Here is a 12,681-nt window from a genome sequence, read left to right as displayed (position 1 = left end):
CCGCGCCCGGCGGCGGCCCCTGTTAATAACCTTGTCAAAACCCCGCCCCCCCCGGGGGGGGGGGCCCCCGGGCGGGGGCCCCCCCACCGCTGTGCTGCGTCTCTCAGCTCAGACCGGCCACGAACCGGAAGGAGGAGTCCGCCCGGTACAGGTCCGAGTTCTGGTACGGGTCGAGCCGGATCTGGAAGTCCTTGTGACGCAGGTACCGGCCCGGGTAGTTGACCGACTCCAGCATGACCGCTCCGGAGTAGGAGGAGCCGCGGGAGCAGAAGGTGGCGTCCTGCTTGAACAGGGAGCTTCCGTCGTAGCGTTCGGCGCGCAGGACGAAGCTGCGGTGCCGCAGGTACCTGCCGTCGGAGGTCTTGAACGAGAAGCAGGCGCTGTCGGTCAGGCCCCTGACCACGGTGAAGGTGGAGTCCTCGCGCGACTCCGAGCCGCGCACCGGGTCCAGCTTCACCTGATCACTGCTCACATGCCAGTAGCGGTCGGGGTAGTTGACCGAGTTCACCGACCGTTCGTAGCTGGTCGGCGCGGGGTCGGACGGCTTCCTGGTGGCCGAGGCGGAGGCCTTGCCCGAGGGCGTCGGACCGCTGTCCTTCGAGCCGGCGGAGGACGAGGCGGAGGCCGATGCCGAAGCCGACGAAGAGGCCGACGCCGAGGGGCTCTTGCCGCCCTTGTGGCCGGCCGCGGCAGACGAGGCACCGCTCGCCGAGGGCGTGGCGAACGAGATCAGCCCGTCCGACGTCGCGTCGTCGGACATGGTCCGCCCCTCGCGGGCGTCCGACCGTTCGTCAGCATCCCGGTCGTTGACGGCGATCGCCGTGACGCAGGCGACGACGGTGGCCACGGCGAGGACACCGGCCAGCCAGAGCCGCCGGGTTCCGGGAGCCCGGGAGGTGTCCGGGGCCCAGCCGTGCTCCCACGGTCGATCCTGGGGTGGCCGGGACTTGTTTTCTGGCATGCGCTGTTCCTCCAGCGGCGCTCCTGAAGGCGGCCGCGGCTGCGATGGCCCGGTATGTGAACGGTGAAACAGTAGTGGAACCTGTGGCGCGCGTTCAGCCGTTTGAGGGAGCGCTTTCGATAACGCTTTCATAGCCTCACCCCCCGGGATGTGTACACCTGTACACATTGCTCCTCTCGTTGTGTACGCTCGTACACATGGGATACCTGACGCTCTGCGGAGCCATCGCCGCCGAGGTGGCGGCGACGACCGCCATGAAGTACAGCGAGGGCTTCAGCAGGCTCTGGCCCACCCTTCTGACGGCCGCCGGATACGTCCTCTCCTTCCTGCTGCTCGCCCAGACCCTGAAGTCCGTCGGGATCGGCACGGCGTACGCGATCTGGGCCGGGGCCGGCACCGCGACCATCGCCGTCATCGGGCTCACCCTCTTCGGCGAGACCCTCACGCCCGCCCGGGTCGTCGGGATCGCGCTGATCATCGGCGGAGTGGTGGTCCTGAACCTCGGGGGTGCGCACTGATGCCCCGCCGCCACGACCCCGAGCGCCGTCAGCGGATCATCGACGCGGCGATCCGCGTGGTGGGCCGCAAGGGCCTCGCCGGCCTCACCCACCGCTCGGTGGCGGCCGAGGCGGACGTCCCCCTGGGCTCCACCACGTACCACTTCACCACCCTCGACGACCTGATGACCGCCGCCCTGCGCCAGGCCAACGAGGGCTTCGCCAAGGTGATCGCGTCCCGCGGCGGCCTCTGCGACCCCCAGGCCGACCTGCCCGCCGAACTGGCCGGATGGCTGGGCGAATGGCTGGCCGGCGACCGTACCGGCGTGGAGCTGGAGTACGAGCTCTACCTGGCCGCCCTGCGCCGCCCCGCCCTGCGCCCGGTGGCCGCCGAGTGGGCCGACGAACTGGCCGCCCTGCTCGCCCCGCGCACGGACCCCGCCACGGCCCGCGCCCTGGTCGCCCTCATGGACGGCATCTGCCTCCAGGTCCTGCTCACCGACACCCCCTACGACGAGGAGTACGCCCGCGAGGTCCTGGCCCGGCTCATTCCTCCCGCCCGAGCCGCCGCACGACGCTGAGCGCCGCCTCCACGCTCCCCGCCACGTCCGTCACCGGATACTGCACGTCCCGCACCACCCGCTCCCGGTCGACCACCAGCGTCAGCCGCTTCAGCCGGCTCGCCCCCGCCGCCCGGAACGTGGGCAGCCGCAGCGCCCCGATCAGCGACAGCCCGGCGTCCGACAGCAGCGGAAACCCGAGCCCCTCCTTCTCCGAGAACGCCCGCTGTTCGTCCGCCCGCTGAGTGGACACCCCGTGCACGACGGCCCCCGCCGCCCGGAACTCCGCGAGCCGGTCGCGGTAGGTGCAGGACTCCAGCGTGCACCCCGTGGTCCCGGGAATGTCCGACCAGCCCGGGGGATAGGCGTCCCCGCGCGCGTAGGCGCCGGGAAAGCAGTACACAACGGTGAACGCCGCCCCGCCGTCGACCGGATCCCTCGGCTCGCCCCGGTCGTCGACCAGCCGGAGCTCCGGAACCCGCGTCCCCACCAGCGAGTGCACCCGCCGCCCCTCGGCGGACGCCTCCTCCGCCGTCGCCGTCGTGCGGCCGTCCCCCAGCACCCAGGCGTCGCCCCAGTCCTGAAGGGCCACCAGCACCGGCAGCAGCGCCCGCCCCTTCGCGGTGAGCCGGTACTCGTACCGCACGGGCCGCTCCTGATACGGCACCCGCGTCAGCACCCCCGCCTCCACCAGCAGGCACAGCCGCTCGGTCAACACCTTCCGGGACAGCCCGAGTTCATGCTGCAGCGCGTCGAACCGGTGCACACCCCGCGCGGCGTCCCGCACGATCAGCAGCGTCCACCAGTCGCCCACGACGTCCAGCGCCTGCGCGATGGCGCAGCCGGAGTCCTCAAGGCTCGTCCTGCGGGCCATGGCGGGCTCCTTTCTCCATTGACCGGAGGCTGCCATGCTGACACAGTGAGTTCCCAAAAGGAACTCACTCGGGATCGGGGGACAGGTGCGAGGACTACGGGACCTGCCGCGCGCGGTGTGGCTGCTGGCGGCCGGAACGTTCATCAACATGATCGTCAGCGTCACCTTCGTCTTCCTCTTCCTCTACCTGACCGGCCCGCGCGACATGAGCCCCGGCGCGGCGGGCCTGCTGGTCGGACTGGGCGGCACCGGCCTGGTCGCGGGCAACTTCACCGGCGGCTGGTACGGCGACCACCTGGGCCACCGCCGCGTCCTGCTGACCGCGGCGGCCGCCTCCGGCCTTCTCCTCGCCGCCGTCCCCCTCCTGCCGACCCCCGCCCTCTACCTCGCCCTCCCCCTCGCCCAGTACGCCTCGGGCGTCCAGCGGGCGGCCAACTCCGCGCTGGTCGCCGTGATCGTTCCCGAGGGCACCCGGCGCCAGGCCTTCGCCCTGGTCCGCGCCTCGGCCAACGGCGGCTTCACCATCGGCCCCGTCCTGGGCGCCCTGGTGGCGACCCACCTCTCCTACGACTGGCTCTACGTGGCCGAGGGCCTCGGCGGCGTGACCCTCGCCTGCTGGACCGCCCGCGCGGTCCCCGCCGGACTCGCCCCCCGCACCCGCCCGCCCCGCGACCGGGGCGGCGTGTGGCCGGCCCTGCGCGCCCGGCCGGCGGTCCTGGTCCTGCTCCTCGCCATCCTCGTGACCGACGTCGTCTACCGGCAGCAGTACTCGACGTTCCCCCTCTTCCTGGCCGACCACCACATGGACGTCGGCGTCTACGGCACCCTGCTCGCGATCAACGGCGGTGTCCTGCTCTGCCTGGAACTGCCGGCGGCACTGGCCCTGCGTCGGCACGCGCCCCTGCGCATCGTGGGCACCGGTCTGTTCCTCGTGGGCGCGGGCTACGCCACCCTGCTCCTCGGACAGACCCTCCTCACCGCGGCGACGATGATGATCCTTCTCACCCTCGGCGAACTCCTCTACAAGACAACGGCCACGGCGTACATGGCCGACGAGGCCCCACCGCACGTCCAGGGCCGCTTCCAGTCCCTGTACGCGGGCGTCTCCATCAGCGGCGTCGTCCTGGCGGCCCCGCTGGGCGGCGCCCTCTACGAAACGGCCCCCGCGGCCCTGTGGCCGCTGTGCGCGATATCGGCGGCGACAGCGGGAGCGGCCGTCCTGCTCACCAGGGCGCACCGGAGCGGGGACGTGCTGGCGATCAAGGTTTCGTGAAGGCGCCTCCGGTGTCATGATGATCGCGTCCCCATGGGGAGGGGCGCGGGGGACGCGTGTTGACCGCACGCTGCAGACGGGGACTTTCACTTCCTTCTTTCTCGCCGACGCTTCGGCCTGCCTTCTTTCCGTGTGGACGTGACAGACCGTCCGGACTGACCATCCAGGTAGGCATTGACGTGCGAACGACACGAAGAAGACCACACAGACGTTTCCCGACAGGGCGGATCCAGCAGGGGGTGACCGCCGTCGCGCTGATGACGGCGTCGGCCGTGCTCGGCGGACTCGTCACAGCGGCCCCCGCAGCCGCCGACGAGCCGGGGGACAACCCGGCCAACCCTTACGAACGCACCCTCCGCATCAGCCTCGGCGCACAGGCCCGCGAGGATCGCTGCCAGGCGGGGCAGGCCGTGCACTTCGGCGGCCCCGAGCTGAAGACGGCCACGGCGACGAAACTCACGGGCACGGACGCGGCGTTGCACGAGTACGTGCGCCCTGACGCCCTGCTCGGCGAGTGGAGCCAGGCCGCCCTGAAGGACAGGGACGCGGGAATCGCGGCTCTGCGTGCCTTCGAGGCCCGCCAGTCGAAGGTCGACGACAGCAACAAGCCGTACCGCAACGTCAACAACGCGCAGGGCCGCGACTTCTGGGCGCCCGAGTTCGGCCGGGACATCATCACGTTCACCCTCGGTACCCAGCAGGAGCTGTACGACAGGGCGAAGGACGATCCGACCCCCCACCCCGGCAAGGCCTCGCTGGACCAGGCCAAGAAGGTGCTGGACGCCTTCGACTCCGGCGACGACGCCTGGGCGAAGGCGTACAAGGACGTCGCCGGGCGGGAACTGCTCGACACCAGCAACGGCGGCTACTCCTCGGCCAACGACATCGCGACCTTCCTGCGCTTCGGCGGTTTCCCGACCAAGGCGCCCGAGCCGGACTCGCTGGAGTTCCGTACCGAGGCCGAAGCACTGAAGCAGGCCTGGGCGGGCTGCGACAGCGCCAACCCGATCGACCACTACCGCGCGCTGACCGGTGTGGTCGTACAGGCCTACGCCGAGTGGGAGGCGGAGTACGCCGGCCAGGCCGAGCAGCGCAGGCAGATCCTCACCGCCGAGGCCGCCGCGGGCAAGGAGACGCGGGCCGCCACCGAGGCGATGATCGAGGCGGTCCGGCAGGCGTGGCTGGCCGACCAGATCCTGTTCTGGCAGAAGTACTGGGCCGCCCACAAGAACGCTCTCAACTACCCCAAGCCCGCCGACTTCACCAAGGCGACGGCCGACCTGAACGCGGCGAAGGCCGCCGCGGCCAAACAGGTGACCGTGGCGGACGCGGCCGTCGGCCGGGCCAAGGCGGCCGCCGACACCGCGACCGCGCAGCAGCAGAAAGCCTGGGACATCGCCGACGCGGCGAAGCTGCCCCGCGGCCGGGGTCTGCTGTACGCCCAGCAGTCGGTGCAGGTCACCAAGGCCTCCTATGCGGCCGCCCAGGCAGCGGCCAAGGCCACGCTGACGGCGTCGAACGCGGCGAAGGCCACGGTGTCCGACTCCCAGACGCTGCTGGCCCTGGCCAAGACCCAGACACACGCGCTGAACACGGCGTTCCGCAAGACGGCGGCACTGGAGGCGAAGGCGCAGGCGAAGGCTGCGGCCGACTCCGCGGCCAAGCTGGCCGCGGAGGCCGCGGCCAACGCCACCACCGCGAAGAACGCCCGCGCGACCGCCGAGAAGGCGGAGCGGACGGCCAAGGACCAGGCCGCCGAGGCGAAGCGGCAGCGCGGTATCGCCGAGGCGGAGAAGGCCACCGCCGAGCGTGAGCGTGACAGGGCGGCCAGTGAGCGGGTGAAGGCCGGCGCGGCCGAGGAGCGGGCGCGGGGCGAGCAGGACAAGGCCCGCCAGGCACGTACGGACGCCGAGACCGCGGGTTCGACGGCCGCCGCGAAGCTCGCTGCGGCCGACGAGGCCGAAGCACGGGCGTACACGGCGCGCAACGAGGCGGTCAAGGCCGAGCGGGACAAGAACGCCACCGCCTCCCGGGCGGCGGCTCTGGAGTCCGCCGCAGCCGCAGCCGAGGGGACCTCGGCCGCGGGCGAGACCCGGCAGGCGGCCACTGAGGCCCGTACCGCGGCCAACCAGGCGGCGGGAGCGGCTTCTCGGGCCCGCGCGGCAGCCGACGAGGCGACCATTGCGGCGGTGAACGCCCGGGCGGCGGCCACACGTGCCGAGGGCGCGGCCAAGCGTTCCCGGTCCGCCTCCGACGCGGCACAGTCCGCGTACGCCAAGACACATGCCGCCGCCGCAACCGCGCACGCGGCGGCGGCCGAGGCGATCGACGCGGCCGCCGCCGCGAAGGACAACGCCAAGAAGGCGGATGCCGAGGCGAAGAAGGCCCAGGCCGCGGCGGTCGCCGCCCGCAAGGAAGCCACGGCCGCGGTGGCCGAGGCCGCCAAGACGGCCGCGTGGGCCGTGAAGACCGCCGGGTACGCGGCCGCCACGGCCCAGTACGCGCAGGCCGCCCGAGACGCCGCGACGGCCACGGCCAAGGTGGCCGACGAGGCGATCACCACCGGCTCCCCGTACGTCGAGGCCGACTCCTCGGCCGCGTACGCGGTGCTGATCGGGCAGACGTCCAAGACCATTGCCGAGCAGCAGGCCAACGCCGCCCAGGCCAAGTCGGAGGAGGCCAAGAAGGCCGCGGCGCAGGCCAAGGCCCTCGCCGACAAGGCCGCCGGTGACGCGAAGATCGCCCTCCAGGCGGCGGCCGACGCCGCGGACTACGCGGTGAAGGCGGTCAACTCCGCTGCCGCGGCCAACGCGTCCGCCGCAGCGGCACAGGTCGACGCGGCAGCGGCGAAAAAGGCCGACGCGAACGCCCAGAAGGCCGACGCGCAGGCAGGAACCGACGCCTTCTACGCCAACTTCGCCGCCAATGAAGCCGAGTCGGCCGCCGCCCAGGCCGACCGTGACGCCACGGAGGCCGAGAAGGACGCGTCGAGCGCCCGTTCCGCCGCCAGCAGTGCCGAACAGGACGCGGCCTCGGCCGACAGGACGGCCACCAAGGCGGAGAGCGACGCGACCGCTGCCGAGGGGGCGGCGAGCAGGGCTGACACCTATGCGACGCAGGCGGACAAGGCGGCCACGAAGGCCGAGGCCGAGGAGCGGGAGAGGGCGCGGCAGGAGCGCGAGGAAGTCGTGTCCTCCGACGGTTCGACCGCCGGGTACACCCTGACCAGGGACGAGGAGGCCGCCCTGCTCGCGGAGTGCGGGCAGACCTGCGTCGACCAGTACCGCGAAGCCATGGCGGCCGGGAACCAGGACGTCCTCGACTGGGTGAAGGCCAACGGCGGCCAGATCCTGCTGGACCTGCTCGGCGTGACGGACGCCAAGAAGTGCTTCTCCGATCCCGACGTGGAGAGCTGCCTGTGGACGGCCGTCAACGCCATCAGCCTGGTCACTCTGATCGGTAAGGCACCCGCCGTGGCCACCGCCATCGTCCGGGTCACCAGCGGCATCGCCAAGTTCTTCGAGGGGGCCGCGAAGGCACGCAAGACCCTCAAGGGGCTGAAGCTCATCATCGACGCTCGGCTCGCCAAGGGCGTGTCGTTCTGCGTGAAGCACAGCTTCGTCGCGGGCACGATGGTGAAGATGGCCGACGGCGGCGTCCGCGCCATCGAGAACGTCACCGCCGGGGACCGGGTCCTCAGCGCGCAGCCGGGCGACCCGGCCGTGCAGCGGCACGACGTGGTGCTGACGCACCGCACGACCACCGACACCCGGTTCACGGACGTGACCCTGGCCACGCCGGGCGGGCGGCGCACCCTCACCGGTACGTCGGACCACCCGTTCTACGACCTCACCACCCGCTCCTGGACGGACGCCGGGCGTCTGCGGGCCGGTGACCGGCTGCAAACCGCGGACCACGGCACCGTCACGGTGGCCGACGTGACCTCGTACACCAAGGCGCAGGTCACCTACGACCTCACGGTGGAGGGCGTCCACTCCTACTTCGTCGCGGCCGGGGACGCGGCCGTGCTGGTGCACAACATCAGCTGCCGTACGATCACGAAGGGGGCGCTCGATCACATCGCGAACCAGCACCTCTGGGGCGGCAAGTACCACGCGGACGGCGTGATGCAGAACGTGTTCGCCGAGGGGATCGACGCCACCAAGCTCAAGAAGCTCGTCGAGGAGGCGGCCCAGTTCGGCAAGGAGGTCCCCCGGGCCAAGGGCGACCCGCGCGGAGGCAACTACATCGACTACGCCTTCGACGAGGTCACGACCGGCGTCCACGGCCAGAACGGCATCCGTCTCTTCGTGGACGAGTTCGGCAACCTCAAGAGCGCGCAACCCAAGAACGTCTGGTAGCCGGAAGGGAGGAACAGTCAGTTGATCACCTTCGCCTTCGAGCCCCGTGCCGAGGACGTCTCCTGGTCGCCCGACTGGCGGCCGGAGAACCGGGACCGGCCGGAGCATCCGGAGCTGACGGGCGCGGACTTCTCCGCGAGCTTCTTCCTGGCGAACGTGCAGTGCGTCATCCACGGCGTGGATCTGAGCCTGCGCACCCCGGGGCTGCCGGTGGTCGACTTCGCGCTGATGCTGGAGTACGCGAGGGGAGAGCTCGAGACCGCAAGCTGCGTCGCGGTGGAGACAACCGTGACCCAGCACGTGTTCTCCTTCAGCCGCGAAGCGACGACCGTCACCCTCACGACGAACTACACGTCACAGGTGGCCGAGCTGGCCTGGCCCGAGCTGCGGCAGCTCACCGAGCGGGCCAAGGCCGAGGCGTTCCGGCTGATCACCACCGCCCACCCGGAGCTGCGTGACCACGCGTGGCTGAGGGAGACGGTGGGAGGTCTGCCGGCCGCCTGAAACGGCAGCCGCTTGTCGGCCATGGCATGAGCCGAGGGCGCTCCCCGCAAGGGCGAGCGCCCTCGGTGTCGTACCGGGCTCGTGCCCGACGGGTCAGCTGGTGCCGCCGGGAGCGCCGGCGGGCGAGCCGGCGGTGACGAGGACGGTGTCGCCCGCGTCGCAGTGGGCCTCCCCGGTCGTGCCGGTGTCGTCACCGCGTCACTGCCGAGGGGCCCGTTCTCTCATCCCGCGACCACACCCGAACCTCCGTCCGGATGATCACCCGCTGCCGCTCGGACAAGACCCGGTTTGCCACGCACTGAGACAGCCCCCCGCTGGTTAGCCTCCGAACGCCTCATCCGGTTAGCTTTCCCTCATGACCGACACGACTGCTCCAAGCACCACCGGCGCGGTGGCCGCCGGCCTCGCCACCATCGCCGCCGACGGCACGATCCTCGACACCTGGTTCCCCGCCCCCGAGCTCACCGCGGAGCCCGGCCCCGCGGGCACCGAGCGGCTGTCCGCCGAGCGGGCCGCGGAACTGCTCGGCGGAGCCGCCACGGCGGCGATCGGTCCGGACGCCCGCCGGGGCGTCGACGTCGTGGCGGTCCGCACGGTCATCGCCTCCCTCGACGACAAGCCGCTCGACGCGCACGACGTCTACCTCCGCCTCCACCTCCTCTCGCACCGCCTGGTCAAGCCGCACGGCCAGAACCTGGACGGCATCTTCGGCCACCTCGCCAACGTCGCCTGGACCTCCCTCGGGCCGGTCGCCGTCGACGACGTCGAGAAGGTCCGCCTGAACGCCCGCGCCGAGGGCCTGCACCTCCAGGTGACGTCCATCGACAAGTTCCCGCGCATGACGGACTACGTCGCCCCCAAGGGCGTCCGCATCGCCGACGCCGACCGCGTCCGCCTCGGCGCGCACCTCGCCGAGGGCACGACGGTCATGCACGAGGGCTTCGTCAACTTCAACGCCGGCACCCTCGGCACATCGATGGTCGAGGGCCGCATCTCGGCCGGCGTGATCATCGGCGACGGCTCGGACATCGGCGGCGGCGCCTCCACGATGGGCACGCTCTCCGGCGGCGGCAACGTCATCATCTCCATCGGCGAGCGCTGCCTCATCGGCGCCGAGGCGGGCGTCGGCATCGCCCTCGGCGACGAGTGCGTCGTCGAAGCGGGCCTCTACGTCACCGCGGGCACCCGCGTGACCATGCCCGACGGCCAGATCGTCAAGGCCCGCGAGCTCTCCGGCGCCTCCCACATCCTCTTCCGCCGCAACTCGGTCACCGGCACGGTCGAGGCCCGCCCGAACAACGCGGTCTGGGGCGGCCTGAACGACATCCTGCACAGCCACAACTGAGGCACCCCGAGCCGGGACCGCGGCGGTCCCGGACCCGACGTCCAGGCGCCCTCCTGCCCCCAGTCATCGGCAGGAGGGCGCCGCGTCGTGCGGCGGGTGTCATCCGTGCAGGCCGGCCGCGAAAGCCGACAGCGTCTCGAAGTCGCCGGCCCGCAGCCCCAGTCGCGGGCTGACGTGGTGCAGGAGTGCCGGGGCGGGGTGGCGGGTGGTGACGTAGGCCGAGTCGGCGGCGGACTGTTCGTCGTCGACCCAGGCGAAGGGGCGGCCCGCCGCGTGGGCGACGAGGGCCTCCGTCTTCCAGTGGACGCCGTCGGGCCGCTCGGCGAGAAGCGCCGCGCCGAAGTCGACGTACGGCAGCTCGGGCAGTCCCACCACGGGCGCGATCCAGCGGTTGGCCTCGGCCATCCAGGTCGTGGCCCAGCACAGGTCGTAGGGAAGACCGAGCAGCGCCGCGCCGTGCCCGGGGTGCAGCCAGACCCGCAGCGGCCGGCCGGGCCGCACGGACGCCCTGATCGTCGTATAGCCGGCGGGGCGCCGCTCGGGCTTTGCGGCGTACGGATTCAGCGGCCCGTCGACGTCGAGGAAAAGCAGCGGCCGGCTCATCCACCCACCGTAGGGCGCCGCCCGCGCCGACGCCCCGGAATTTCCTCGCCGCCGCAGGCACGGCGGCGGCCCGCCGGGAGCGTCACAGGGGGAACGGGGCCGGGCAGCGGGCCCGTTTCCGGGGGAAGAGAAGGTGACGCCGGATGCCGGGGCATCCGCACGCCGGGCCCCTGGGAGCCGGTGTTCGTGAACCGCTGACCCGTGCTCCCGGGCCGGTCAGCCCACCAGCCGCTCGTAGGCCGCCCGCAGCCCCTTCACCGTCTCGCGGCCGGCGGGCCGCAGCGGCGGGCGGACCGGTCCGGCCGGCAGGCCCAGGTCGCCCAGCAGGGCCTTGGCGGTGACGGCGCCGGGCAGCCCGGCGGCCATCGTCAACTCGATGAGTTCCGTGGCGCGTTGCTGGAGAGCGGTCGCCGCGCCGGTGTCACCGGCGTCGAACAGGTCGAGCACCGCGCGCAGTTGCTCCGGGACCACGTTCGCGACCGTGCTGACGTACCCGGCCCCGCCCACCGCGTACAGGGCGAGATTGTGCTCGTCGCAGCCCGCGTAGTACGCCAGCTCCGTGCGGGCGAGCACCTTCTGCGCGCCGAGGAAGTCGTAGGAGCAGTCCTTGACGGCGACGATCCGGGGGTGAGCGGCCAGCCGGAGCAGGGTCTCCGGCTCGATCCGGGTGCCGGTGCGGCCGGGGATGTCGTACAGCATCACCGGCAGCCCGCAGGCGTCGGCGACCTCCAGGAAGTGCGCCTCCAGGGCGTCCTGCGGGGGCCTGCTGTAGTACGGGCTGACGACGAGTACGCCGTCCGCGCCCGCCTTCTCGGCGGACCGGGCGAGTTCGGCCGTGTGCCGGGTGTCGGAGGTGCCGACGCCCGCGACGACGGACGCCCGGTCGCCGACCGCCTCCCGCACCGCCGTGACCAGCTCCGCCTTCTCGGCGTCCGAGGTGGTCGGCGACTCGCCCGTCGTCCCGGACAGCACCAGCCCGTCGCAGCCGTGTCCCACCAGCCACGCGGCGAGCCGCTGCGCCCCGTCGAGATCGAGCGCGCCCGAGCCGGTGAAGGGGGTGACCATCGCGCAGAGGGCACGGCCGAAGGGAGGGTTCAGGGAGGCTGCGTTCGTCATGGCAGTAGTCTCGGCGCCATGACCGTGAAGCTCCACTTAAATCTGCTACAAGATATCGCTAAGTATTGCTGATGAGTGGACGCTTCGCCCGGTCGTGCCGCGGTGGATAGCGGGGGCCGGGCGGGGTACCCGGTGTCCCGCAATCGAGAGGAGGCGGAACACCGTGACCGCGACACAACCAGCCGGGCACCACACCGTCGGTGAACTCGTCAACCAGGCCACCGAACAGCTCTCCCGGCTCGTACGACAGGAACTGACCCTGGCGAAGCTGGAGCTCACCGAGAAGGGCCGGCGGGCCGGACGCGGCGGCGGACTGCTCGGCGCCGCGGGCGCGTTCGCCTACGCCGGGCTGCTCGCCCTCGCAGGAACGGCCGTCGCCGCCCTCTCGCTGGCGCTGCCCGTCTGGGCCGCGGCGCTCATCGTGACGGGGGTGCTGTTCGCGATCGCCGGTCTGCTGGCCGCGACCGGCCGTGCCCAGCTGCGCCGGGCCGCGCCTCCCACCCCCGAGGAGACGATCGGCAGCGTCAGGGCCGACGTCGAGGAGATCAGGGAAAGGGCGCACCGATGACGGACAGGGAAAGGGCGCA

The 12,681-nt window shown here is 72.1% G+C and carries 11 protein-coding genes; 7 read left to right on the top strand and 4 right to left on the bottom strand.

What is annotated here, in order from left to right; translation table 11 throughout:
• Nucleotides 1-103: 103 nt before the first annotated feature.
• Nucleotides 104-961 carry an AbfB domain-containing protein gene (locus ACFY30_RS20810; protein WP_390846649.1) on the bottom strand — a complete coding sequence of 286 codons (858 nt, stop codon included), beginning with the start codon at nt 959-961 and terminating at the stop codon, nt 104-106.
• A 197-nt stretch (nt 962-1,158) separates the two neighbouring features.
• Between ACFY30_RS20810 and ACFY30_RS20805 the strand changes: the two genes are divergently transcribed.
• Nucleotides 1,159-1,479 (top strand): DMT family transporter, encoded by a 321-nt coding sequence (locus tag ACFY30_RS20805; protein ID WP_390846648.1) that lies wholly within the window; start codon nt 1,159-1,161, stop codon nt 1,477-1,479.
• Nucleotides 1,479-2,039: a TetR/AcrR family transcriptional regulator gene (locus ACFY30_RS20800; protein ID WP_390846647.1), complete on the top strand. Its 561-nt coding sequence runs from the start codon at nt 1,479-1,481 to the stop codon at nt 2,037-2,039. Before ACFY30_RS20805 ends, ACFY30_RS20800 begins: the two co-directional genes overlap by 1 nt.
• Here the strand turns inward: ACFY30_RS20800 and ACFY30_RS20795 are convergent.
• Nucleotides 2,005-2,892 carry a winged helix-turn-helix transcriptional regulator gene (locus tag ACFY30_RS20795; protein WP_390846646.1) on the bottom strand — a complete coding sequence of 296 codons (888 nt, stop codon included), beginning with the start codon at nt 2,890-2,892 and terminating at the stop codon, nt 2,005-2,007. The genes ACFY30_RS20800 and ACFY30_RS20795 overlap by 35 nt on opposite strands.
• Before the next feature lie 85 nt (nt 2,893-2,977).
• On the opposite strand from ACFY30_RS20795, the gene ACFY30_RS20790 reads away from it, so the two are divergent.
• The 4 genes from ACFY30_RS20790 to dapD all read left to right on the top strand — a co-directional run bounded on the left by ACFY30_RS20790 (nt 2,978) and on the right by dapD (nt 10,375).
• On the top strand, nt 2,978-4,165 hold the full coding sequence (locus ACFY30_RS20790; RefSeq protein ID WP_390846645.1) for an MFS transporter: 1,188 nt from the start codon (nt 2,978-2,980) through the stop codon (nt 4,163-4,165).
• Between the two features lie 239 nt (nt 4,166-4,404).
• A complete protein-coding gene (locus ACFY30_RS20785) occupies nt 4,405-8,526 on the top strand; it encodes a Hint domain-containing protein (protein WP_390846644.1) in 4,122 nt (1,373 codons plus the stop codon).
• A gap of 21 nt (nt 8,527-8,547) precedes the next feature.
• Nucleotides 8,548-9,030: a hypothetical protein gene (locus tag ACFY30_RS20780; RefSeq protein WP_390656033.1), complete on the top strand. Its 483-nt coding sequence runs from the start codon at nt 8,548-8,550 to the stop codon at nt 9,028-9,030.
• Between the two features lie 355 nt (nt 9,031-9,385).
• Nucleotides 9,386-10,375, top strand: coding sequence for a 2,3,4,5-tetrahydropyridine-2,6-dicarboxylate N-succinyltransferase (gene dapD / locus ACFY30_RS20775; protein ID WP_390846643.1), 990 nt, complete (start codon nt 9,386-9,388; stop codon nt 10,373-10,375).
• 99 nt (nt 10,376-10,474) lie between these two features.
• Here dapD and ACFY30_RS20770 read toward each other — a convergent pair whose 3' ends face one another.
• Both ACFY30_RS20770 and dapA read right to left on the bottom strand, forming a co-directional pair.
• On the bottom strand, nt 10,475-10,978 hold the full coding sequence (locus ACFY30_RS20770) for a hypothetical protein (RefSeq protein ID WP_390846642.1): 504 nt from the start codon (nt 10,976-10,978) through the stop codon (nt 10,475-10,477).
• Nucleotides 10,979-11,194: 216 nt separating this feature from the next.
• A complete protein-coding gene (gene dapA / locus ACFY30_RS20765) occupies nt 11,195-12,094 on the bottom strand; it encodes a 4-hydroxy-tetrahydrodipicolinate synthase (RefSeq protein WP_390846641.1) in 900 nt (299 codons plus the stop codon).
• 163 nt (nt 12,095-12,257) lie between these two features.
• Here dapA and ACFY30_RS20760 point away from each other — a divergent pair, with 163 nt between their 5' ends.
• Nucleotides 12,258-12,662, top strand: coding sequence for a phage holin family protein (locus tag ACFY30_RS20760; protein ID WP_390846640.1), 405 nt, complete (start codon nt 12,258-12,260; stop codon nt 12,660-12,662).
• Nucleotides 12,663-12,681 lie beyond the last annotated feature (19 nt).

Source organism: Streptomyces sp. NPDC000345, from assembly GCF_042898825.1.
Taxonomy (GTDB): Bacteria; Actinomycetota; Actinomycetes; order Streptomycetales; family Streptomycetaceae; genus Streptomyces.
The sequence above is the reverse complement of the archived record's forward strand: the minus strand, read 5'-3'. Positions and strand labels throughout refer to the sequence as shown.

What these genes read in the sequence shown, in the direction of transcription:
- ACFY30_RS20810 (WP_390846649.1), bottom strand. Translation starts at nt 961, where the DNA reads ATGCCAGAAAACAAGTCCCGGCCACCCCAGGATCGACCGTGGGAGCAC.
- ACFY30_RS20805 (WP_390846648.1), top strand. Translation starts at nt 1,159, where the DNA reads ATGGGATACCTGACGCTCTGCGGAGCCATCGCCGCCGAGGTGGCGGCG.
- ACFY30_RS20800 (WP_390846647.1), top strand. Translation starts at nt 1,479, where the DNA reads ATGCCCCGCCGCCACGACCCCGAGCGCCGTCAGCGGATCATCGACGCG.
- ACFY30_RS20795 (WP_390846646.1), bottom strand. Translation starts at nt 2,892, where the DNA reads ATGGCCCGCAGGACGAGCCTTGAGGACTCCGGCTGCGCCATCGCGCAG.
- dapD (WP_390846643.1), top strand. Translation starts at nt 9,386, where the DNA reads ATGACCGACACGACTGCTCCAAGCACCACCGGCGCGGTGGCCGCCGGC.
- ACFY30_RS20770 (WP_390846642.1), bottom strand. Translation starts at nt 10,978, where the DNA reads ATGAGCCGGCCGCTGCTTTTCCTCGACGTCGACGGGCCGCTGAATCCG.
- dapA (WP_390846641.1), bottom strand. Translation starts at nt 12,094, where the DNA reads ATGACGAACGCAGCCTCCCTGAACCCTCCCTTCGGCCGTGCCCTCTGC.